The 21,536-nt window shown below is 57.3% G+C and carries 13 protein-coding genes and 3 pseudogenes; 10 read left to right on the top strand and 6 right to left on the bottom strand.

The window, feature by feature from the left end; all coding sequences use genetic code 11:
* Positions 1 to 337: 337 nt before the first annotated feature.
* From I6F12_RS10695 to I6F12_RS10715, 5 genes and pseudogenes are all read left to right on the top strand, one after another.
* On the top strand, positions 338 to 1,711 hold the full coding sequence (locus tag I6F12_RS10695) for an aspartate aminotransferase family protein (RefSeq protein ID WP_225156165.1): 1,374 nt from the start codon (positions 338 to 340) through the stop codon (positions 1,709 to 1,711).
* A gap of 484 nt (positions 1,712 to 2,195) precedes the next feature.
* Complete coding sequence (locus I6F12_RS10700; protein WP_225156166.1) at positions 2,196 to 2,471, top strand: transposase; 276 nt, start codon at positions 2,196 to 2,198, stop codon at positions 2,469 to 2,471.
* 438 nt (positions 2,472 to 2,909) lie between these two features.
* Positions 2,910 to 3,113: a transposase gene (locus tag I6F12_RS10705; RefSeq protein WP_225156167.1), complete on the top strand. Its 204-nt coding sequence runs from the start codon at positions 2,910 to 2,912 to the stop codon at positions 3,111 to 3,113.
* Complete coding sequence (locus I6F12_RS10710; RefSeq protein ID WP_225156169.1) at positions 3,076 to 3,453, top strand: hypothetical protein; 378 nt, start codon at positions 3,076 to 3,078, stop codon at positions 3,451 to 3,453. The genes I6F12_RS10705 and I6F12_RS10710 overlap by 38 nt, the downstream gene beginning before the upstream one ends.
* Before the next feature lie 760 nt (positions 3,454 to 4,213).
* Positions 4,214 to 4,958 (top strand): annotated as a pseudogene (locus I6F12_RS10715) (transposase); the annotation flags it as partial.
* Between the two features lie 96 nt (positions 4,959 to 5,054).
* Here I6F12_RS10715 and I6F12_RS10720 read toward each other — a convergent pair.
* Complete coding sequence (locus tag I6F12_RS10720) at positions 5,055 to 5,387, bottom strand: transposase (protein WP_225156555.1); 333 nt, start codon at positions 5,385 to 5,387, stop codon at positions 5,055 to 5,057.
* Positions 5,388 to 6,250: 863 nt separating this feature from the next.
* Here I6F12_RS10720 and I6F12_RS10725 point away from each other — a divergent pair.
* A pseudogene (locus I6F12_RS10725) lies at positions 6,251 to 6,470 on the top strand (IS256 family transposase); the annotation flags it as partial.
* A 730-nt stretch (positions 6,471 to 7,200) separates the two neighbouring features.
* On the opposite strand, the gene I6F12_RS10730 reads toward I6F12_RS10725, so the two are convergent.
* Entirely contained in the window at positions 7,201 to 8,742 is a 1,542-nt protein-coding gene (locus I6F12_RS10730; RefSeq protein WP_225156170.1) for an acyl-CoA synthetase, read from the bottom strand.
* A 2,616-nt stretch (positions 8,743 to 11,358) separates the two neighbouring features.
* Between I6F12_RS10730 and I6F12_RS10740 the strand changes: the two genes are divergently transcribed.
* Together I6F12_RS10740 and I6F12_RS10745 are read left to right on the top strand one after the other, a co-directional pair.
* On the top strand, positions 11,359 to 12,636 hold the full coding sequence (locus tag I6F12_RS10740) for an aminotransferase class I/II-fold pyridoxal phosphate-dependent enzyme (RefSeq protein WP_225156171.1): 1,278 nt from the start codon (positions 11,359 to 11,361) through the stop codon (positions 12,634 to 12,636).
* A gap of 257 nt (positions 12,637 to 12,893) precedes the next feature.
* Entirely contained in the window at positions 12,894 to 13,682 is a 789-nt protein-coding gene (locus tag I6F12_RS10745; RefSeq protein WP_225156173.1) for an SDR family NAD(P)-dependent oxidoreductase, read from the top strand.
* A 2,576-nt stretch (positions 13,683 to 16,258) separates the two neighbouring features.
* Here the strand turns inward: I6F12_RS10745 and I6F12_RS10750 are convergent.
* The 4 genes from I6F12_RS10750 to I6F12_RS10765 all read right to left on the bottom strand — a co-directional run bounded on the left by I6F12_RS10750 (position 16,259) and on the right by I6F12_RS10765 (position 19,808).
* Positions 16,259 to 16,480: a hypothetical protein gene (locus I6F12_RS10750; RefSeq protein ID WP_225156174.1), complete on the bottom strand. Its 222-nt coding sequence runs from the start codon at positions 16,478 to 16,480 to the stop codon at positions 16,259 to 16,261.
* A 524-nt stretch (positions 16,481 to 17,004) separates the two neighbouring features.
* On the bottom strand, positions 17,005 to 17,583 hold the full coding sequence (locus I6F12_RS10755) for an aminodeoxychorismate/anthranilate synthase component II (protein WP_225156176.1): 579 nt from the start codon (positions 17,581 to 17,583) through the stop codon (positions 17,005 to 17,007).
* Positions 17,580 to 18,971: an aminodeoxychorismate synthase component I gene (gene pabB / locus I6F12_RS10760; protein ID WP_225156556.1), complete on the bottom strand. Its 1,392-nt coding sequence runs from the start codon at positions 18,969 to 18,971 to the stop codon at positions 17,580 to 17,582. The genes I6F12_RS10755 and pabB overlap by 4 nt, the downstream gene beginning before the upstream one ends.
* 552 nt (positions 18,972 to 19,523) lie before the next feature.
* Complete coding sequence (locus tag I6F12_RS10765) at positions 19,524 to 19,808, bottom strand: Dabb family protein (RefSeq protein ID WP_225156178.1); 285 nt, start codon at positions 19,806 to 19,808, stop codon at positions 19,524 to 19,526.
* A 306-nt stretch (positions 19,809 to 20,114) separates the two neighbouring features.
* Between I6F12_RS10765 and bioB the strand changes: the two genes are divergently transcribed.
* Positions 20,115 to 21,152 carry a biotin synthase BioB gene (bioB, locus tag I6F12_RS10770; protein ID WP_225156179.1) on the top strand — a complete coding sequence of 346 codons (1,038 nt, stop codon included), beginning with the start codon at positions 20,115 to 20,117 and terminating at the stop codon, positions 21,150 to 21,152.
* A 1-nt stretch (position 21,153) separates the two neighbouring features.
* Positions 21,154 to 21,508, top strand: a pseudogene (gene panD, locus I6F12_RS10775) (aspartate 1-decarboxylase).
* Positions 21,509 to 21,536 lie beyond the last annotated feature (28 nt).

Below are 21,536 nucleotides of genomic sequence, written 5' to 3' on the forward strand. Positions count from 1 at the left end.
CCTGCGTGATCGCCGTGCTTTGCACATGGACCACTAGCTACTCGACAGCAGCGTCGAGTTTCGGAGCTGCGATCCACCAGCACGAGCGGGCTGCCAACTACCTGGTTAGCACGCGGACTAGACAGGGAGACATTCAGAATCACATCTTGCGAGCTGACTGCGCGAGGCGAAACAAGTGGCTCGGCGGCACTTAATTTCATTTTCACCTAGGGGTTGATCGATTTCACTGCAGCGCGTTCGATCTGGAGGCCGAGCTCAAACTGATAGGAGCGCGACGTCCCTACAAGAAGTAGACTTGGCGCGATTCAGGAAGGGCAAATAGATTGATGAGGGTACCTTGACCCAAGGGTTTGCCGGTTCGAACATCGACGGAACTCCGCGTGTCGGGCCGAAATCTGAGAGTAGCTTTGCCCGCGCACGGCTGGTGTTCCCTGATGGTACTTCGCGAGTGACTATTGAACGCGAGTCGGGCCCACTGTATGTTGAGCGCGGATTAGGCAGCTATCTTTTTGATGTCGACGGTCGCAAGTTTCTCGACCTCGGTGCCAACTTTACGACGTTGATTCATGGTCACGCCTTTGCGCCCGTTGTGGAAGCGCTAAGATATCAACTTCAGCGCGGTAGTTGCTTCGCAAATCCGACGGAGATCGAGATCGAACTCGCCGCACTACTCTGTGGCCGAATTCCGCAGGTTGATCGTGTTCGGTTCGTCAATTCGGGCACTGAAGCCGTGCTGTTTGCGATCAAAGCTGCGCGGGCCTTCACTGGACGCTCAAAGATTGCCAAACTCGAGGGTGCATATCATGGCGCTTATGATTGGGCGGAGGTAAGTCTAGAGGCGACGCCGGAGAATTGGGGTGCTGACGCAGCACCTAACTCTACCGCGTTCTATTGCGGAATGCCGGTAAGCGTGCTCGATGAGGTTGCTGTGCTGCGCTTCAATGATGTTGAAGGGACGCAGAGGATATTATCAATGCATGCGCAGAAGCTTGCTGCTGTTCTTTTGGATCCGATGCCAAGCCGGGGAGGGCTAATTGAACCGAAGCCGGAGTTCATTGATGCCATTCAGCAAACCGCACGTAGGAACGGCATTTTGGTGATTTCCGATGAAGTGCTGAATCTCAGGCAGAGCTTCCGGGGGGCTTCTGCCCGCTATGGCCTTGTTCCGGATCTTGTCACGATGGGCAAGATCATTGGCGGAGGTTTGCCCATTGGAGCGATCGGAGGTCGCGCAGACGTGATGAAAGTCTTCGATGCCTCTGCGGGTCGGCCACTGCTTCCGCAAGGCGGTACCTTTTCCGCCAATCCACTGTCCATGACAGCGGGGCATGTTGCGATGCGGCATTTGGATCATGCGGCTTTTGCGCATCTGGAGACACTTGGACACATTGTTCGGGCGGGGATTAGTGGCGCGATCTCAAGCCGACGCGCGCCCCTGTGCGTGACCGGAGCTGCCTCGCTTTTTCGCATCCATCCGATGACAGCAACTCCGAATGACTATCGTGAGTCCCGTCCATCGCCTGCCGGGGCAACCCTCATGAAGCAGCTCACGCGCTTCTTTGCGGAGAACGGCGTCATTCTTCCACGTAGCGCGGCCGCTTCGATCTCGACACCAATGACCCGCGCCGACGCCCAGTTTATCGTCGACGTGTTCGCGGGCTTTCTCGACAGCCATCAAGACGTGCTGGACGCTGCAGAGTTTCGCAGATAACTGGGTGCGAACCGCGCCGCCCCCGATCTCGTTTGCCACCTGCTCCTCTCACGAGGGCAATTTGCCCCTGCAGAATCGCGCCCGGCACAAAGCCAGGTGGCACGTCTCCGGCTAACCGCTTCCACGACCTTCGCCGCATCGTTTGACGACGCCACAGAAACAACAGGCCTGGGGATGTCGCCGCGCCACGGCGGACACGCTTGCAGCCGGCGCAAAACTCTCCGCGACAATCGCCTCCTTTTGCGCGAGTCGACCAGCGCCGATGCCGGCCGGTCCCGGTGATGATCTGACGCGCTGCAGCGTGTCGGCGCCGTCTTCGAGGTTAGGCATATACCTATCCTTATCGTCATCTCTACGACTATCCTTTGACATGATGGCTCACGGAATCTTCCTAACCGATCAGATCAGTCCTCACCACGTGGTCCGTGGATGACGTTCACCGGCCTGCAATCGGGTCGCCAGCTCAGCGGGTGCCAATGAGGAAGTGGCGCTGGCAGCGTGCTTTGCCCACGTCAGAAGACGGTTCTACGAGCTTCACGTCAACGAGAGCTCTCGTCGGGTGACCGAGGACGTTGCCACCATGGGCGGGCTGTGGGAGATCATGGCCAAGATCGGCGGCCTGGATCCCGAAAGGCGGATGAAAGCGCGCCGAGAAAAGTCGGCCTCGATCGTCGCTGCGCTCTTCGATCTTGTGGGACATGGAGCTGCCGCGCCCATGGCCGAGGCCCTCTATGCCACGTCGCCCTCGAGCGCTTCCTGAGCGACCGCCGTATCGAGGGCGACTCCAACACCGTCGAGCGGGCATTCCGCCGCAAACCATCACAAGAAAAAACGGGCTCTTTGCGGGCAGCCATGGCGGCGGCCGGACCTGGGCGGCCGGCGCCTTCGCTTCTGCAAGCTGCGGACCACGAAGATGAATCATGTCGGCCGCAAGCCTGGCTCACACCGAATGGATCGCGCAGAACTGGCCTATCTCTCAGGTCTATGCTCTCATATCCTGGCACTTTAAAGCCTCAACGGCCTCAGCTTTTCTTTCAATTACCCACATTTGACGTCGGAATTCGAACGACGCGCCGGGGGCGTAGATGTGGTGATTCGTTGTCGAGCACCTGATCCGGAGGGGTGGGTTGCTCGATGGGCTTGGTGAAAGATCGCGCGGAGACGAGTGCTCACCGATTGACCGGTATTGGGAGGTGCGTTGATCGGGAAGCTGCGGGATGTAAGTTTAAAGATGAAGGCTTGGTCGCCGGTTCTGCAAATTGCGCGCACGTTCGGGAGCGACATGGGCCAAAGCATCCCGCTGGTTTCTCAGGACTGGGCCAACACGAAAGCCGCCTTTCGCCTCTTCTCCAACGAATGGGTCAATGAGGCGGATATTCTTCGGCGACGCGCGGGCGCGTAACGGCGACAGAAGACCGATTCTCGTCCTATATGACACGACGGAATTCAGCTTCAACCGCGAGAAGCCGGATCTGATTGGCTTTACGGGTAAAACAGCAGGGCGCACGTGCGGCATCCTGATGCATGCGAGCCTCGCCGTGACGACTAAGGGGTTTCCGCTCGGACTGGCGGCAATCAAGTTCTGGTCTCGCAGAAAGTTCATGGGAACGACGGCGCGGGAGCGAACGATCAATCCGACACGGGTTCCGATTGAGCAGAAGGAGAGCGTCCGCTGGCCGGAGAATTTCCGGCAATCGACCGAACTTCTCGCTGCCCCTGGACGATGCGTTTCATGTTGCTGATCGCGAGAGCGACATCTATGAGCTGCTTTGCCTCGCTGAGGAGGTCGGAACGCGTTTCCTGGTGCGAACATGTGTTCATACGCTTGCCGGCGACGGTAACCATACAATTCCTACGAAATGGACGAGGTTACAGTCAAAGGTCTACATCGGATCAAGGTCAAGGACTTACAAAGGCGACCCGGATAAAGGGCTTTGCTTCGAGTTCCGCAGCCGATAGGCAAGCAGAAGAAAATATCTCGCACTCACTCTGGCGGTGATCCATGTCTAAGAGCGGAGAAGGCCGAAGCGGCGAAAGAAGATCGAGTGGAGTTCCTCAATGATCTCCCGGTCCAATCGCGCGAGGACGCCCTCGATAACATCGAATGGTACGCGTTAGGGTGGAAGATCGAAGTGTTCCATAAAATCCTCAAATTGGATCGGAAGGCAGAGGAGTCGAATTGCGAACCGCTGAGCGTTTTTGTCAGTCTGATCGCGTTTTCTGCATTGTGAGTTGGCGCGTCTTCTAGATGACGATGCTCAATCGTTCCCCTTCGAGTGCCCCACCGCAGACGGCGCTGCCGGCTCCCAAAATTAGGCTTCTTGATCATTTTGTGAAGGACAGGAGTGGCGATCGCTTTCGACGAAGCATGCTCTGCACTATGTCATCAAGGTCGCTGTCTGACGTCCAGCTATCGCCGAAAATTGGTGACGGTGGAAATCGGAAAGGGGGCATATCGTGGGGGTGTCTGACCTCTTTACTTCTCCACAGGAGCGATATGTTGTGTCCAAGGATAACATCATTAAGCTGATTGAAGCCAGGAAACGTTCGCCGACCAACTGACAGAAGCGTTGCGCAGCGAGGCACGTGCCCTTCTCGCCCAGGCATCGAGTCCGAGGTCGACAAGCATGCCGATGAAGACCGCGGACGGCCGCCAGCGCGTCGTCCGCCACGGTCACCTGCCGGAACGCGAGGTGATGAACGCTCTCGGTCCGGTCGCTGTCCGCCGGCCACGTGTGCGTGAGCGCGAGGCGACGCCACCGATCCCTACCGCATCCAGTTCTCTCCGTCGATCCTTGCACCCCACATGCGCCGTTCTAAGTCGATCGAGACGCTTCTGTCGATCCTTTATCTGAAGGGTGTCTCGACTGGCGACTTCTCGGTGGCGCTGGCTGCGCTGCTCGGCAAGGATGCTGCCGGATTGTCGGCCTACGCCATCGGTCGCCTGAGGGATGGCTGCCTCGACGAACACGCCGCGTGGCAGAAGCGCAATCTCTCGGCGAAGCACTACGGCATCCTCGTGCTGATCGGTGCGACGCCGGAAGGGTGCAAGTCGCGCCTCCGCGGCTCGTCATCGCCGATGGCGCACTCGGCTTCTGGAAAGCCGCCGACGAGGTCTGCCCGAAAACGCCCGAGCAGCGCTGCTGGGTGCACGAGACTGCAAACGTGCTGGCCAAGCTTACGAAGAGCCAGCAGCCGAAAGCCAAGCGGGTTGCAGGAGATTTGGATGGCTGGAACGAAGATCGCCCGCCTTTCTGTTGCAGATGTCCGGCTTGAAGTTACATCGCGCGGGTCATGTTGGCGACCAGCGCTGGGCGTGCCCACAGGTAGTCCTGGCCATTCGTCAGCAAAGCCCACACTGCACCGTGACTTTGCGAGCCACGGCCACCGCGGCGATGTGATGGCCGCGTCGGACGCAGATGCGCACGAAAAAAGCATGCAGTGGACCGGGCGCCTCGGCCTCGGCCCAGGCTGCCTCGACCAGCATGGCGCGCGCGTGAGAACGGCCGATCTTGCTGATGCGACCGTGATGGGCTGCTCCCAGTCCCGACCGCCGCACCCGCGGGTTCAACGCGAAATAGCTCACCAGCTTCTGCGCGCCGTTGAACCGGCTGATCTCGCCGATCGCCGCCACGATCCAGGTGGCGACCGCCAGGTTCACGCCGGTGATCGTCATCAATCTGTTGACGCGTGATCCTCGATGGCGTCGAGCAGGGCCTGGTCTTCCGCCAGGCAATCAAGCTCACGGATGTGCCGATCGAAGGCCGCCCGCTCATCGTCCGGCAACTGTTAACGGCAAACCACGGCGGCCGTGGGTATTGAAAAGATCGGCATGCGGGGTTTTCGGGATCAGGTGCGCCTGCAGGATTGAATTCACCTCGTTCTTGGGCCGCGTGCGATACGGCGCGACTTGGCAGGCCGCGCCACGAGCCTGCGCCTGTGCGGGTCTCCGCGTCAGTCGTCCGGATCTGCGGCAGGTATCCCGCTGCCTGCAGACTGGCGAGCGTTCCGACGTCGATCTTGTCTGGGTTGACATAAGCTTGGGCAATCGCCGTCACCTGCAACGGATTGGCGATAATCACCCGCGCAGCGAATGGCGCCAGCACTCGAGAACCGCCATGCTGTTGCCGGTCGCCTCGAGCACCACATCACTGGCCAGTACGGTCTTGCCAAACCCTCCAACGCGGTCCGCGTCATATGAATGCGGTCCACATGTGGAAGCCTACCGTCCTTCCCAAACATCGGCTTTCCGAAAGTTCGGTTGGACGTCGATCCCAATCACCCGTCGCATTCGCACCTCCTATCAGACACATCATGGAGCTGCGGGCGACACGGCAACTATGGATTCGCGTTCTCAGCACAACCGGGTGAGTCGCAGAGGCGGCCAGCTACTAACTCGAGCTCTCGGCACCTCGTGTGCATCGGCCTACCCGACTTCGTGCTCCTGGTGCTTCTATCCCGATGGTCGCAACATACACCACGAGGTAGAACACGCAGCAGAACGTTGGCACTGAGACATCTCGTCCCGGTTACCAATACGTCGAGAGCGTGTTTGCGACGGTGTGCCACCGCGCCACCCGATCGAAGGGTTGTCCGTCGAACAAGACCGCGCTCGCCATGGTCTTCAAACTGGTCAACCGCAGAAAAGCTGGCGGCGTCTCGATGGCCACAACCAGCTGCCAAAACGCATTCTTGGTGTGGCGTTCAACACGGGATCGAGGTCATCGCCAAGCCAAACGACCGTCAGCCCATAGCCGCCCCGGAAAGACGCCGGGGACACTTGCTATGCCAAGGTCAAGAGCGACGCCTGCCAACGAAATCCAGCCCCTGCGACTCCAGGCAGAGGGAGTAGACGTGAAATAGACAATTGAGGGCAACGCGATAGTTTCAGGACCTGACCGGTTATACCCGTGGTGGCGCTGGAAGGCGGTGTCCAGGCCGAGCATGTCCGTAGTTTCAATGTTCGTCGACCGCTCGGACGTCATCCTTGCGTATTGCGACTGCCTATGGGTATTGACGCCGGTGGTTTGGGACACTTCGCTTCGGGCTGGGCTACTAGTGCGTACACAACATCAAAGCGTCCGGACGGTAGGTTCTGTGTATCCGATCCGTTCGCCTGATCTTCCCAGTAGGCCAGGCTGTCGCTTAGCCCCCGTGACCAGTCGATAACATCCTGCCAATTGGCACGTAGGGGGGTGTCAGAGTTGTGAGTGTTGTTCATGAATCCTCCTTTTAACGGGTTGTTGCTCGCTCCCTCTGCGAGTGGGGGGACAAAAAGAAATTGCCGGGCCTTCTTCTCGCCTTCGAGGGGAGAGCTCGTAACGTCCGGGCAATCGCGACACCTCCGGCCTGAAAGCGTTTCCCTTTTTTACTGAAGGGGCGCATAAGCGCCTGTGTTTGTCTGGTGAACGACGATGTAGTGGCCTCATTTATATCCGATATAATATTGCTCCCCGGGAGCGACGACTTTCATTTAGCTTCAACCATCCTCAAATTTTCCTGCCTGCCCGCTCCCAGTAGGTATCACGCAGCCGGCGCTTGAAGATTTTTCCGGAGTCTTCACGCGGCAGATCAGTCTGGAGCTTGATATGAGCTGGGACCTTGTAGTCGGCCAGCGAAGCCTTCAGGCGGGCGCGAATGTCGATCACGTTGAGGATGGTGCCCGGGTGCGGCTCGACCACCGCCATCAGCGCCTCCCCAAACTCCGCATCTGGAATGCCGAACACCGCACAATCATGGACACCGGGCACCCCGTGTAGCACCGCCTCGACCTCAGCCGGGTAGATGTTGACCCCCCCCGAGATCACCATGTCCTGCTTGCGGTCGCACAGGAAAACGTAGCCGTCCGCGTCAATATAGCCAACATCACCAGAGGTGATGAAGCCATCGCACTCGATCTCAACGCGCTTGCCCGGTTTGTTGTGATAGGTAAAATCCGGATACGCCGCGACGCGGGAATAGATCTCGCCAATTTCTCCTGTGGGCAACACCTGCCCGTCGGCGTCCACAATGCGCAGCTCGGCCCAGGCCGAGACTCTGCCGACCGTGCTCGGCTTCTTCAGTGCGTCGTCCGAGGTCGCAAAGGTCACGGCGCCCGCTTCGGTCGATCCGTAGAACTCATAGATGATCGGCCCCCACCAATCAATCATGGCTCGCTTGACCTCGGGTGGACAAGGCGCGGCGCCGTGGATAACGTGCCGCAGCGACGCTAGGTCGTATTTCTTGCGCACGGATTCGGGAAGTTTCATCAGTCGGATGAACATGGTTGGCACCACAAAGGCAGTGTCGATCTGCTCTGCCTCGATCAGGCGCAAGAATTCCTCAGGCTCAAAGCGCGGCATCAGCACCAGCACGCCGCCCAGCCGGCTCGACCGAATGCCGAAGGAATTGGGCGCGGAATGATAAAGCGGTCCCGGCAGCAGCGCCCGTGAGCCAAGTCCATAGATGATCGTACGAATATCCTCCAATGCAGCATTCTGCTCCGCAGTTGGCGCGGCACGCCGCACGCCTTTTGGATGACCCGTGGTGCCAGAGGTATAGATCATGTTCATCGGCTGCGGTACGGACGGTCCCTCATAGGGCGGCTGCTCGGCAATCCAGGTTTCGAAATCGCGTGCAAAATCTGGCTTTGTGAGATGGTTGGGAGCGATCTTGTAGGCAGTGACAATTTCCGGCGGCGTCGGCACACTTAGCACTGTGACATCTTTCGGAACTGCAATCGTTAGTTGATGTAAAAGATCGGCGTGGCCGATCAGCACCGATGTGCCGGAGTCCTTCAAGATGTAGTTGATCTCCTCCGTCTTAAAATGCCAGTTCACCGGTACGCCATAGGCGCCAAGCCGCATAGCGCCATGAGCTACTTCTATAAAGGCGATATCGTTACGCATCAGTATGCTGACGCTGCCGCCCGGGCCTACGCCGAGACGCTTAAGGCCGCCGGCGATGCGGCTTGCGCGATCAGCGACGGCCGCATGGCCGCGCCGCCGTTCGCCGGATATGATGCCGAGAAAGGGTTTGGACGCTTCGCACATTGTTGTGTTATCCTTAGTGCTGCAGTGGGGATCAGCACTTCATCGCCTCGCCAGAAGAACCATTGTCGCATTGATTGGACGTACGTGACGCCGCTCGTCCTCCCGGTAGGGCGTTGAAGGGCTTTCCGAAGTCCTCCAAGCACGTGGCGTAACTGCTTCGCAGCGGTTGAAGTTGGTGTCCGGCCATTTAACCAAGTCTGCGCAAGCGTACGCTCTCGTTCGGCCCAAACATCGATCTATGCCTGCCGCAGTGGCGTTAGTCTAGCGAGAAAACCCTCAAACTGAGCGCCTAGAGGACAGCTGAACGTCGAGCACCTTGCGGGCGACCAGTCGCGAATTGATTACGAGCGCTGGCAAGAACATATTGCGATTGAGGTATCATAACTTAATTCCTCGAGTCAGTTTGACTAGCTGACGTCCGAACCGCCTGAACCTGTCCGACGGCCGCCAAGCAAAAAGTTGCATGCTTCTGTAAGGAGTCCAACTACCAACGCTGGTACTTGACCCTGGCGCGAGTGTAACGTGTCGCTGTAAGATCAACGCCCGAGGCGCAGCCCCGCGATCAGAACTCGAGAAAGTTACGGGAAACGGGAGCGGTGCGTTTGTCAGCTCAGCATTGCTTCTAACTCGCGCCAGCACAGTTGGAACGGATGATCTCGCGCGAGTTAGCATCTTGCCACATCTATCTGAGCTGGTACCTGCTAAGTGACTTCGCCAATGCTTTATTCGTTCGGACCGAGGCTCGGCGGCGCTCTCCATAACAGGTGTACTGGCCTCCTATTCGGTCGGATGTCGTCAAGCGGCCTGTTGTGCTGGCCCACCTAAGTGGTGGTGCGCCTGCTTGGTAGACGGAATGGAGAATTAGATGCAGCAGCCAGGCGCGTTCCGTAGTCGTGGTGGACAAGCCCGGAAAATTTCGAAACACCGCCTACGTGATCAGTAAGAAGCGTTCTCGGCCCGAGAAGCCCACGAGGCAGGTCTCATGCCGTTCAGGGACGTTGCACGATCGGACGGACGTTTGCTTTGGACGCTGGTCCCTCGTCCGCAGGTAGTTGATTTGCTGCCGTGTTCCTACCTAGGCTAGACAATCATCCCGTGATCAACTCTGGTGCTATCGAGGCGATTGGGGCGCACCGATCATTGCACTGGTCTTGCGCACGAGGCGGAGGTAGTGGAACGATCCGGTACGGCGCCGCCGCTGGTGGGGACCCTTGCCCATTAATCGAATGTCGCCGCCTTCAGAAAGGCCGACCCCGAGACGATGCCAGCTTTATACGAGGTGGCGTTTGACAAAAGCAGGATCTCAGGCGCCTGTGCAAAGCCCGAAGTTATGTCGGCCGGTTGCTCCCACCGCGCTCATCGATTGAAGCTGATCTGGCCAGCGCCAAAACTCGGACCGCCCTTTGCGGGATACGCTTCGCACCGCAAGTAAATGCGACGTCCTTGGCGTTAACTCTTCACGATCGTGGAGTCGAACCGCTTTCCGCAAATTCACGCAATGAGGGAGCGAGAACTCTCGTGTCCTGCGGAATTATCTGACAGCTGGGACCCGCTCCAACGGGCCAATTCTTGCCGGCATGCGGGCGCGCCAGGCACCTGCTAGACGAGGGCCAAAAGAAGCTGTAGTGCTCAATGGTTGAGACTACAGCCGTGGTAGAGAATATAGAACCACTTCTCGACGTTACAGGCATCGATAGCGTACATATCGGGCCCCACTGATCTAGGTTATCCTACGGGCTCCCGCTCAAGGTCGACCACACCAGACCGAGATCCTGTGCTTCTACGGGAAGGTCGTGAAGGAGCGCAGCAAGCGCAAGCTCAATCCAGGGATCCATTGCGCCGCTGCTGAGGGAGCGGAGCGCGCGATCCAAATGGGCTTCAAGTTGGTTACGCTATCCGACGAAGAGGCACTAATGTCTACCTACGCAAAGCGGCAGGTGAACCAGTCGTGAAATGTCCAGCGGCTAGGCATAAGAGAGAGTACTGTTCTGAGCCTAAGCGGACTTGAACGGCTGATCTTTCCCCGTAAAGTAGTAGTACCGAGCGGCACGCCAGCTCAACGGATTGCAGTTTATAGTCGTCGTGAACAACCGTCGTTGACGTCCATCCATTCGAAACCTGCGTGCTCTCTAAGCCTTCTACAGGTGCCCACTCGTTCGGAAAAGCTTCATGCTGCTTGCGTGAAGGCCAGTGCATCCGCGGCCGCGGCACTTCTGACTCACGTGGCAAGCGCGTTGAGATCCAGTGACGTTAGGAGCGTGACGAACCGAAAGAATAGCATTATCATCAAAGATCGCAGAGAAACGGAGGTTGGCCACGGTCCCAAATATGCGCTCACGATAAAAGGTAGCCAGAGTCGATGAGGATGATAATTTGTCGGAAAAAAGAAAAGATGCGCACGTGATTTCCGCATTAGTGCGCGTTCTCGTGTCACGCACGCTCTAGCCTATCTGATGTGGTAGCTGCCCAAGCGACGCTGCTAGTGCTTAATCCACTTTCTCGCGACAGGCCATTCGAGCTCAAGGACTAGCCCATTATGCTTGATGGCGTGAAACCAGTCGGCGTGGGTTCGAACAACTGGCGGCGTCTGCATGCTTCGCGAATGTGGAGAGTGAAATGCAACATGTGAGCCTTGCTTTTGATGAGGTTGGGTCGACAAAACATTTTCGAAATACCGCCTACGTAATCAACGAGAGCCAGAGATACTTCGATGCGGCTCATGCATCCGGTCTCATGGCTGTTCCAGGACGTTCGACGACTGGGCGTGCCTTTGCATTGGGCACTGGACCCATTAATGATCGACGTGTGATGACGGATTTCGTGCGATGCTCTTATCTAGGCCTTGACAACCACCCGCTGATTGTCGCTGGCGCGATAGCGGCGATCGAGGCACATCAGTCGGTGCACTGGTCGTGCGCACGAACACGTCTCAATTTTGATCTTCTTGCAGATCTTGAAGTGACGCTGTCCGAGTTGTTTGAGGCGCGCGTGCTTGGTTTCTCGACGGTCATGCTCGCCAACCTTGGCGCGATGCCACTTCTTGCGTCTGGACAATTGACAGGCGGAAAAAAGCCGGTGATCGTGTTCGATCGGACGGCGCACATCTCACTGGCGTATCATAAGCCGGTCGTCGCCGATGAAACGAGAGTCGAAACAATTCAGCATAATGACATCAGCGCTCTCGAGAGCCTATGTCAAAAGCATCAGGTGGTGGCTTATGTATGCGATGGTGTCTACTCAATGGGAGGAAATGCGCCAATAAAGGAGTTGCGGCAGCTCCAGGAGCGATACGGCTTATTTCTCTACATCGACGATGCGCACGGCATATCGGTGTTCGGGCAGCAAGGCCAAGGATTCGCTCGCTCTCAATTCCCGCTAGAACTTGGTGATCGAACGATCATAGCGGCGTCGCTCGCTAAGGGATTTGGCGCTTCCGGCGGAATGTTGATGCTAGGAACAGCCGAGCAGGAGGCGATGTTTCGGCGTTACTCAATCCCTTACGCGTTTTCAGTAGCGCCCAATTTGGCTGCGGTAGGCGCGGCGCTAGGCTCGTGCAAAATTCATCGCTCATCAGAGCTCGCGCAGCGGCAGATGCGCTTAGCGCGACGGATTGATCTGTTCGACAGTCGTATCGCAACTGAGGAGCGGGGCAATTCGCTTCCGATCAGGATGATCCCGACTGGATCGGAAGAGAAAGCCATTAAAACTTCAAGAGAGCTGTTCGATGCAGGCTTTTATACGTCGGTCACATTCTTCCCGATTGTGCCCCGGGGAAAGGCGGGAGTGCGGGTTTGCATTACGGCCGATCATGCTGTCAGTGACATAGAGCGGCTGTGCGACTGCATAGCCGCGACGGGCGCATGCGACGTTCAAATAAATCCAGTCCCGTCGTGAGCGCTGGCTATATGCCGAAACGTCGCGGGTAGCCAGTGGCAGTTAAAGAGCGACGATTGCAGCGTCGGAAAAGATCGATGACGCGCGACCATCATGAGGCAAAGCGGCTTTTGGTCACGGCCCGGATTGGCTCTCTGGCCGCTTGGGTGTAGTCAGTTGGGAGATGTTATGCGAATAGATGAGGCAGATGCAATGGAAAGTCCGGTCGCTCTCTACGCAAAATGCGCTCGCTGCCGCGTTTCACCTGCTGGACCGTCATGCTGACAGCTGGCGAGCCTAGGCACCGAAATAAGGCGCGCGTTGCTCTGGTGACCGGAGGCTCACGAGGGATTGGCCGCGGCATTGTGCGCCGCTTCTTAGCTGATGGCTACCATGTCGCATTTGTGGCGACGCAGCCGAACCATGTAAAGTCTACCCTAGTGGATCTTGCGCATTCGGGAAATCAGCTTTGTGCTGAGAGTATCGACGTAACGCAGCAAGGCGAGATGGCGGGGTTTATCGATCGGATCCGAGCGCGTTGGGGCGAGATCACGGTTTTGATAAACAACGCGGGCATTTCCCCCAAGCGGGTGGACAATAGTGCCCCCTGGCTTTCACAGATGTCGTCTGACGAATGGACGCGCGTTCTTGATGTCAACCTCAAGGGGCCGTTCATTCTTATGCGCCTTATGGCACCAGGAATGATCGCGAATGGCTACGGACGCATCATTAACGTCGGGTCGATCGCTGGCCGTGCCGTGCCTTTCATCGCAGGGCCCCATTATGCCGCGTCCAAGTCAGGCTTGATCGGGCTAACTCGTGCTGCTGCACGGGATCTCGGCCCTTACGGTATCACGGTGAATTGTATCGCTCCTGGAAGGGTTCTTAGCGATCTGACAGGTTCGCCTGATTCCGCAATCAACCAATCCGCTCTTACCCGGATTCCGGTAGGCCGCTTCGGTACTCCGGAAGAGGTGGCGCACGTCGCGGCCTTTCTGGCGTCGCCAATGGCTGCCTTCATCAGTGGTGCAACCATCGATATCACCGGCGGAGAATTTGGTGCTTGAGATATAGAGCATTCTCATCATGAATATTAGCCACTCGGCTGCACCGTGTTCTCGAATTCACACGACGTTTGGAAGTGCTCCGGCGGTACTCTGTGTGGCGTACCGCCGGGACGCATCCAGATGGCTTCGGCGCATGATGAAACGAAGAAGGGGGCGCTCGGCGTCACAATAAGCCGAGTCAATGGCGTTCTTTCTGCGAAATGATCCGTCTTCAATTGCGCGACGGTCCTGCTCTGGTTCTCGGTGTCGACGGTCTGAAGCACGTGAAGCAGATCGAAGGACGCCTCGAAGGCTTAGGAGCCGAACGGCGCAGCAGTGGGTTGCTGAGTTGAAACGCAAGATCACAGTTGTACTGGTGCCAATGTCCGATCTCCTCGAGGATGAAAAGAAGATTGCACGTGGTGCAATCGTGCCCCTCGTGCTCGGCAAAGAGAGAGCGCCGAATGGCCTCTCCCGCTTCAGCAGAGAACTTTTGCAGATGCGGAATCAGAAGCGAAGAAGCGAAAGTCGAAAATGATGTGCGGACGACAATCGATTGTTTTCCGCGGTTGCTCGCCGTCGCAATTTCGTGGCAGTGAATCCGACTGTCTCGAGCGGTTCAGAGACGGCTTTGGGAATAGCGTCGCGAAGTTGGTCAAATCACTGAGCCGTTCACGCCGCTCGATCAGGTCAGCACCCAGATAGTCCCGCGGTACTACGCATAACGGCTGAGTGAACTCTGTGTTGCTCTCAATGGTAGCGGCGCGAGCGACGCTGCTTTCGCGGGCGACGGTCACAAAAGCGCGGATGGCCTTTAAGGAACTTCGTCGTTTCGAGGCGCCACTGTCTGCCCCGGCGCGACATCCATCACATTATTCGAATCCATAGCGGGATTGCCGCGTGTAAAGGGTCGGCCGCGGGACAATACTATATTGGTCCAGGTTCCGCGCAAGCTCTGCATCAACGGATCGGTGCTTTCAGAGGCACTAAGCCCTTTTGCGGCGAGCCGCCCTCTGCTTGCGACCGGGTGGAGGTGCCTCACCCTTAGATGGCCTCACATGCAGCTCTGAGACAGCAACGCCGAGCGTCGCAGCCAAACGATCGAGAAGATCGATTGTCGGGTTCGCCTTTTAGCGCTCAAGTCCGCTCATGTCGGAGGTTTTCGGTCGAGTTGGTCGATATGTGTCATCGAAGCGCTATTTCTCGGCGCTAGTTCGTGAGCCGCACCAGCGCTGGTATGGCGACCGCCCGTCTGCCAATTCGCGGCGACGCAGGTTTTGAGGCGCTGACCCGAGCCCAGCCGTTCCGCCGGGCTCGGCAGCCGTTCGATTCCGCTGGCCATTTGCGCGAACGGCGATCGTAAGGCAAAGGCGCTGACTGCAAGCAGGGCTGATGGTCCTCAACCGAACGAATGGAGTTGCAGCTTTGATGAGTGAGCCGGCGCAATGCGACAGCCCTTCAGATGAGGCTAGAATGGCCGTCCCTGCAATAGCACAGAAGCGCGTCATTGCGACGCAAACCGATGCCAAGACTCCACCCAAAAACGGCTAACGACAGATCCGATGACCATCGCCGTCATCATACCAGGCAGCCTCGATTGATTTCGCCAGACATTTGCTGACGAACGCGCGCTATCGTCAAGGATTTGTTCCGCAATCAAAAGTAATCAAGCCGTACGAGCTGTGTTAGTGGTGCTCGGTAAATAAACGCCAAAGACTCGTGAGCAGGGGCCTTTTTATCTCGAGTACTCAGACATGGGGGGCTCTTCTACAGACGAGCGACTTCCTTCCTGCAAACGCTGCGGAGAACGCTAGCGCCATCAAGGCCTCGCCTCTGACGCAAACGCTCGTCCCGAACTCGGGAGGTAAAAAGTATTCACAGCAGATCATCAAGCCCGATCAGATTGGGTGTTTCTAAGTAGCACGAACGACTCTGAACGACCTTGATGCTAGCTTGGTTGTGGTGGTAGCGCCGCAGCTCCGGGCTATCCTGGGCGGCCCTGGCGGACCCGGGCTTTGGGGTTTGCTAAGCAGCCTCCAGACGTGGCCGCGGACTAGATGCAGGACGGCAGTAACGGTCGCGGCGGGGCCGTCCGTACTGGTGGTATAGGGCGGTGCCATAAAAGGTCGTGCTGTCGTGGTTTTGTCACCAGCAACGCCTGGCATTGAGGAGATTCCGTAAGCCTGGGCGGGCGGGTGCGGTACCGTCAGATGGCAATTAACGCGGCACCAGGCGGCCTGTCCGGTGCTCTTGCTTCAACTCAACCACTTTGGGCAGCGGCAATGCGGTGGGCAGGCAGAAAGGCAAGGTCACGCCGTAGTACGTCGTCCGCCGGTCATCACTTCGATCAGCAGCTGATTGCCTCATTCCTTGCGTCCTCTCATGGCTGAGAGGACCAAAGCTCGCCAGCGTGCGATTTGTCTGCCTCTTTAAACTGACTGCGTGTCGAGCGCAAACGCTCGAGACCGATAGAACGTGCAGGAATTGGGCCAGCCGATCCGTACCGAGCTCACCTCGAAGCCGCCAACGTTCGTTCGTGAATGTTAGCCTGAGCAGCCGCTGCTCTTCCTACGCTCTTCATGAGTTCATGTGTTGGTCTAAATATCGAGTTCGATCTCGCGTGTAACCTCGATGATGCTCTCTGGATGGCCGCCGTTCTCGGCGAGAGCATATTTCAAAGCTTGGGCGCGGTCGACAAAAAGGCCGCCAAAGGAGCCGCCTTGTTCACGGGCAACCCAGTTACCGCGCCGGTTCCTGCCAACAAAAACAATGAGCGGGGCCGAGCCAGGCCAAGGAGGCTCGAAGAGCTGAGTCATCATGTCTCATCCTTGACCTGGCCAGCCGAGTTGCTAATAATGATTACCCGCTTCCAAGTCGCGATTGGAATTTTGACGCTAGCTTGTATGACGGCTGTTAACGGAGAGGTGGCGTCAAACATCGGTTCGATGCCGGGAAGCTCAGAGGTTTTGGCTCCGGCCGCCCGCCATAGAGTTCGGCTGCAGGATACCTTAATCCTAAACCGAGTGACCCTGCCAGTTCTGGCAGGCAGCACGGACTCCGGAGCTACCTGAGAACGACTCGTGGCTTTGGCTCTGCACTCAGCGCCCGCTTTATTCCAAGACGCATCGGCTCTGCCGCACCGGCACGCGCGACTTCTCGGCGTTTCTCTGGGATTGATCTCTATGGAGGCAACAGGCCCAATGTTAGAAGTCACGCCAGCCCATGGAGCGCCATCTCAAGTTGTTTATTCCGTTCTCACGATCCAGTGCTGAAGCTTGGTTACTTCGGCATTTTTGGGGATGTTCAGCTGGCTGCTCACGTCTGTTTGGCTTACATCCTGGACTCAACAAATGGCTGCAAGCCGCAAGAAATTGTTGAGCAGCAGAGACCCGTGTTCGGTGAGTATCGATTCCGGATGAAACTGCACGCCGTAAGTTGGTTGATAGCGATGTGCGAGAGCCATGATCTCGCCTTCCTCGGACCGCGCTGTCACCATCAGGTGCGGTGCGGAGCTCGAGTCGAGCTTGACCACAAGCGAATGATAACGACCGACGGAGAGTGGTGAGGGCAGTCCCTGGAATAACGGCCCCCCTTCATGCATTATGCGAGAGGATCGCCCATGCATGGGGCGTAACGCTCGCGTCACTCGTCCGCCGAAGACGCTTCCAATACATTGATGCCCCAGGCAAATCCCGAGAATCGGGGTGCGGCCGGAAAGCTCGCGGATAACGGCCATAGATATTCCCGCCTCGGTTGGAGTGCAGGGACCAGGAGAGATAACGATCGCGCGGGGATTAAGCTTGATCACGTCGGCGACGCTGATGGCGTCGTTCCTGACAACCTCGGTTGACTCGCCGAGCCTCTGAAAATACCGGCCGATGTTGAACACGAAAGAGTCGTAGTTGTCGATAATGAGGATCACAGCGGACCAGGTACTTCAGTACCAAAAGCTTCAAAGATTCGCTGTGCCTTCGCAAGCGTCTCAGCGTACTCGGCTTGCGGATCAGACATCGCCGTTATCCCGCCTCCCGTATGAAACATGGCTTGATCGCCATCAATAGTTACCGTGCGGATCGCGATGTTGGTATCCATATGCCCGTTAAAACCGATGAAGCCGATTGCCCCGCAATAGACCTGTCGAGCCACTCGCTCGATTTCCGTGATGATCTCCATCGATCGCACCTTTGGCGCCCCCGTGATCGAGCCGCCTGGAAAGCAAGCTCGCAGCAGCGTGACGGCGTCTTGGCCCTCTGAAAGTTCACCTGTGACAATCGAGACGAGGTGGTGCACCGAGGCGTGGGATTCGAGGTTGCACAGCCCTGCAACTTCGATCGAGTGCGGCGTGCAAACCCGCGACAGATCGTTGCGCAGAAGATCGACAATCATGCAGTTTTCGGCGCGGTCCTTTTCGGACGCGATGAGGACCTGTGCGCGGTGCTGATCCTCCGCTGAATCATTGCTTCGCGCTATCGTGCCCTTGATAGGGCGTGTTTCGACGTTTCGTGCGTCGAGTTTGAGGAAACGTTCCGGTGAGCTTGAGGCAATGGTGAGCTCGCCATAGCGCAACAGGGCCGCAAACGGCGCCGGATTGAGTGACCGAAGCCGGCAGTAAAAGCTAATCGGGTCGAATGAGATCGGCATCCTCGCAGTGAAACGCTGCGCGATGTTCGCTTGAAAAACGTCTCCTGCCAGAATGAGGCCGATGACGCGCTGTATGGCCGCGATGTAGTCGTCAAGGGTGAAGTTGGACTGCCATGCGCCTAATGTGCTAGGGAGTCCCTTTAGAGCTGGCGTCGGCATGTCAAGCAAGGCAGCGAACTGATCGGCGCGCCTGCGTGCGCGTTCAAGTCGAGGCGCAGTCTCCTGAGCCGGCCATCCTGTAGAAGCGATCCAGCACTTGTGATCCTGATGGTCGAAGCTGATGACCACGTCATAGAAATGCAGGACACATTCGGGCAAAGCGCGACCGGCAATCGCAGGTGGCGGCAATCGCTCAAGTGTCCTGTTTAGGTCGTAGCCCAAATAGCCGGCTGCACCTCCCTGAAAGGGAGGCAGATCTGTTCGGTTCTGTTGCGGATATCTAGCGAGTAGACTCCGGAGGGCTTCCCAGGGGGTGCCCGCAAGAGCGATGCCATTGCAACTCGCTTCTCCATTGCTGACCACGTAGCTACTGAATGGATCACAGGTAACATATGAGTAGCGTCCCAACTCGCTCCTGGCGGTGCTATCCAAAAAAGTCAGGTTCGGTTGATTTCCTAGACGCCGCATCGCAATGGCAGGTTCGATCCATCGAAGTTCGCGGACATGCATTTTAAAACCAGTTGCTCTGCTCTGTGACAGGGTGTTCCGTTCCATCTGGCCGGACGCTTTTTGCCGGTTGCTGTATGGACAGGCGGTCCTCTAAGGAGCCGCCCGCATCTGAAGAAAAGCGCGATCAATCTGGTTTTCGAGCTCGATTGCGTTCACTGAGCGTCCTTGGAAAGCGAAGTCCGTGCCGAATTCTCCCGGTGAAGCTGCCTTCACTTTTTCGGTGAAACCGGGGTCTGACCATCACGGATTGTCTGTGCCCTGCGGCTCACGGGCTCGGTCTTGCTCTTGGCGCCGGCACAGGCCAGCTGTTTGTGAGCCTAAAGAGCTTAGAGGAGGAAAATCAGCCGAGACGAACTCGCCATGCATATATTGGGAAGTTTTTCTTCTTTTGCCGCAGAACTTCCTCAGGAGGCGCCTCGTCAGAGCAATGAACTAGCTAAATCCGGACTTGCCCTTCGCCCGAAGACCGAAAAACCAACTGTTTGACGCCCTCCTCCTGTGTGACACCCCTAGTGTGCTTTCGCCCAGCCGTCTTTCAGGAGCCCGTATCCATTAGACACTATAGTCCGCCGCGAACCGTAGCTCCCGAAGAGGTCGCACACGCCTGATTGATTCCTGGTATAAATGATGCCCCTTGTAAGCTGCGAGTTCGGCGTCGCTGTCGAATTCGCCGTAAACGATGACATCGATATCGTTCCCGAGTGCATCGCTCTTGCGATTGCGAGCAATCTCCAGCCGACGCGGATGTGGGATTTTCGTGAGGATCGATAGACCTTCGATTATGCCCTCAATTTGAGCTTGGTCCTTGGCGGTGAATAACACGATGTGACGAATCATGGATAATCGGCGGTCCCGGGGAGTGTAGCTGGGTTTACTATCTCGAACGTGAGCTCGCTGCAATGGCGGCGCTGGCGCGCAGCCCGCGGTTGGTGCTCAAGCCTTTGCCGACGAACGGCCGCAACATGTTCTCGCTCAGAGTCGAAATCGATATTGCGTAGGGCTCTTTTCGCAGGAATCATGCAATTTGGATGCATTTCCGCCGTCTTTGATCGAGAGCGCGCCCTTATACCTTTGCCCTCGAAAAAAAAGCGAGCTCCAATCGAGTTTAAGAAGATTTCCTACCAAGCTGACAATGATGAATGCATGAATCCAGCCGCACAAGTCAGGCACTACAATCACGATAACAAAGGGCTTGTCCGCTTTGATTGGACGGTCGTCGAGGCAGAAGCTTTGTATGGGCTGCCGTTTGCAGACCTGATATTCCAGGCGCAGAACGTTCATCGCGAGAGCTTCGATCCAAATCACGTCGAGACCGCTAGCCTACTTAGCATCAAGACAGGGGGCTGTCCGGAGGATTGCGGCTATTGCTCCCAGAGCGCGCACTTCGCTACAGATCTGAAGGCCACCCGCCTGATGGATGGTGGCGATGTACTGGCCGCAGCAAAGCGCGCCAAGAATGCAGGTGCAACTCGCTTCTGCCTGGCTGCGGCTTGGCGTAGTCCAAAAGAGCGCGATCTTGATCAGGTGTGCGACATGGTCAGAGCCGTGAAAGGTCTTGGCATGGAGAGCTGCGTCACGCTCGGTATGCTGACCGCGAGCCAGGCGGCAAAGCTCTCTGAAGCTGGGCTCGACTTCTACAACCATAACGTCGATACCTCGCCTGAATTTTACGGCAGCATCATCAGAACCCGTACACTAGCAGATCGCATCGATACCCTAGCGCACGTTCGCGGCGTCGGAATCAAGATCTGCTGTGGAGGCATCATTGGGATGGGCGAGCGCATCGAGGATCGTCTCGGCATGCTCGTGCTGCTTGCAAATCTGCCAAGCCATCCGGAAAGCGTGCCGATCAACCTATGGAATGAGGTCAAGGGCGTGCCGGTCAATGAAACCGCCCAGCGTCCTGATCCGATTGCCGTGGCGCGCCTGATCGCGACTGCTCGAATCATGATGCCAAAGAGCGTGGTCCGGTTGTCGGCCGGACGACAATATATGACGGACGAACTGCAAGCTCTGTGCTTTTTGGCTGGCGCGAACTCAATCTTCATCGGTGATACGCTGCTGACGACAGAAAACCCCAAGTTGGATCGCGACGCGCACTTGTTCGCGCGGCTCGGCATCACGTCTGAGCTTGCCGAGCGAAACAGCGCAGACGATCGAGGCGCTGACGGGCGAGTGTGAAGTGAACATCACCCTCATGAAGGGCAAAATCCATCGTGCTTCCGTGACCGAAGCCGATCTTCACTATGAAGGATCAATCTCGATTGATCGTGCGTTGCTGGACGCGGCGGGGGTCCTGCTCTATGAGCGCGTTGAGATCTGCAACATGGATACGGGGGGCGCGCTTTGCAACCTCTGTCATCGAAGCACCGCGTGGGTCCGGTATCATCGGCTTGAATGGTGCTGCGGCACGATTCGCGATGCCAGGAGACAAAATTACTGTCATTGCTTATGCATCCTTTGACGAAGCCGAAGCAGAGGTATTCCAAGCGCGTGTCGTGCTCGTTGACCGCAACAATGGCATCCTCATCCGTTAAGACCTGAGTGGCATGTTCAAGATCGTCG

This window comes from Bradyrhizobium sp. IC4059, assembly GCF_020193615.1.
Taxonomy (GTDB): domain Bacteria; phylum Pseudomonadota; class Alphaproteobacteria; order Rhizobiales; family Xanthobacteraceae; genus Bradyrhizobium; species Bradyrhizobium yuanmingense.